Here is a 2,002-nt window from a genome sequence, read left to right as displayed (position 1 = left end):
AATAATAAGCCTTGGATGTCTCAAGGGGATTTTCTTTTTCTTTCTTATAAGAGCTGCTAAACCCATCATTATCCATAAAAGATGGGTTATTGAAAATAAAGAGAGATTGAATTGTGCCTGAATAAGATAGCCAAGGATGGACGAGGCAATAGGGATTGTGTATTGTTTCTCCTTATAAGATACGGCTATTTTAAAAATAAGGGCAAGGATAATTATCCAAAAAATAAATGCAATTATTCCCCTGGTTGCTAGAATATCCAAAAATTCATTGTGTGATTTGTCAGCCAGAATGTATGCACCCTTGTATTGAGAAATAAATTCATCGGGAAGCTTCTTTATAAATGCAGGGTGTAGGCATTCAGGGCCTGTTCCAAACAATGGGTGTTTTAAAAATACATTAAAGCTTCCCTTATAAAGCCCTATTCTTGCTTTGTCTTTTCCTACATCCTTTATTCTTTTAATTATTGGAATAGAAAAGATAAAAGAGGGGATAATGAGAATGCTTGCAATTACCAAAAGATGCTTTTTTTGTGGCTTTAAAAAAATAAAGAAAAAGGCAAGTTCAAAGAAAAGCCCAATAAATGTTGCCCTTGTCTTTGTGAACAAAAGGGATACAAGGACAATTGCAAGAAGGATAAGCCAATGGTATTTTTTCTCCTTAAGATAGAATGAGAGGATAATAGGAATAGACATTAAAACATAGCAAGCAAAAAAATTTGGGTTTCCAAATGTGGATATCGGCCTCTCTTTTCCTGTTCCTGATGGGATGATATAGAAACCAAAATGCTGTAAAATTCCATAAAGAGCTGAAATCCCTGATGCTATCATAACAGCATAGAGAATTGTTTTCGGCTTTTCTACATTTGATGAGAGAAAGAAAAGGAGGATATAACAAAGGAGGGTATTTATTCCATCATACCTTCTATAGATGCCAAATATGGAAAGCCAGGGAGAAAGGGAGAAAATGGTTGAGATAATATTTGCTAAAAGATAAAGGAAAATAAATACCTCAAGCAAGCCAAAGCTAATCAATACAAATTTTCTTTTTGTCCAATCCCTTACAAAGAAAACAAAGGAAAGGATGGAGAGAGAAAAAAGTATAGCAAGCTTTGGAATATCATAAAGAGCCTCAAGGTTTGGGTCAAAAACAAGGGCAACCCCAATTATAAGAAAGGCTAAAATCCTTGCTGCCACTTTTCCAAATACATCTTAAGGCTTAAGTCATTTTTAGAAGCTTGGTCTACAAGGTCTTTCCTTCCCATTTTAATAAGCCCTGTGGCAGATGCAACCTTTACAACCATCTCTTTATCAAAAAGGCCTTCTTTTAATGGCAAGATTACCCTTTCATCCTTTATCATAGAGAGAGAAATCGCAGATTGCATCCTCAACAAATAATCGCTATCATTCTTTAATATAAAGGCAAAAGAGGAAATAGCCTTCCTGCTTTCTATGGCAGCCAATATCTGAAGGTAGATAACCCTTGCAAACCTGTGCCTTTTTTTATCCAAAGAGGATGTTATAAGATAAGAAGCACCTGGGCTTCCAATAAATGTAAGCTGGAATATAGCCTTCTTTGATTCTTTTATTGCTTTCTCTGGGCTTTCACTATTTCTTGCAATTTTGTCTATTTCTTCAATCCTTCTCTTAATTTCCTCAATGACCTCCTTTTTTACAGGTATTTCCCTTTGTCTCTTTATCACCCTTTGAAACCATACCCAGAAGCCAAGGATAAAAACGAAAAAAAAGATAACCAGGGGTAGTTTTTTTTTCATAACTTGTATGTGTTTAGAAATTATACCCAATGAGAAATTCTAAATCCATAAGCACAAACTAAAAATGTCCAATAAAAATTTGATTTTATTTGTCATTGCACACCGGGATTTATTAGATGGACTTTATGATTTATAGTTAATTCCATAACGCTTTACAAAATGTATGTGTTTAGATAATCTTAAGGAAAACTTTATAAAATTATGAATTTTGAATGTTGAATTTTGAATTA

General features: G+C 33.8%; 2 protein-coding genes. Both read right to left on the bottom strand.

Going from position 1 to position 2,002, the window contains the following annotated elements; genetic code table 11:
- On the bottom strand, positions 1-1,194 hold a 1,194-nt coding region (locus AB1397_06945), incomplete at its 3' end, for an O-antigen ligase family protein (protein ID MEW6482714.1).
- Positions 1,176-1,772, bottom strand: a complete 597-nt coding sequence (locus tag AB1397_06940; GenBank protein MEW6482713.1) for a hypothetical protein — start codon at positions 1,770-1,772, stop codon at positions 1,176-1,178. The genes AB1397_06940 and AB1397_06945, both read right to left, overlap by 19 nt.
- Positions 1,773-2,002 lie beyond the last annotated feature (230 nt).

This window comes from bacterium (assembly GCA_040756715.1).
Taxonomy (GTDB): Bacteria; UBA9089; UBA9088; order UBA9088; family UBA9088; genus JBFLYE01.
The sequence above is the reverse complement of the archived record's forward strand: the minus strand, read 5'-3'. Positions and strand labels throughout refer to the sequence as shown.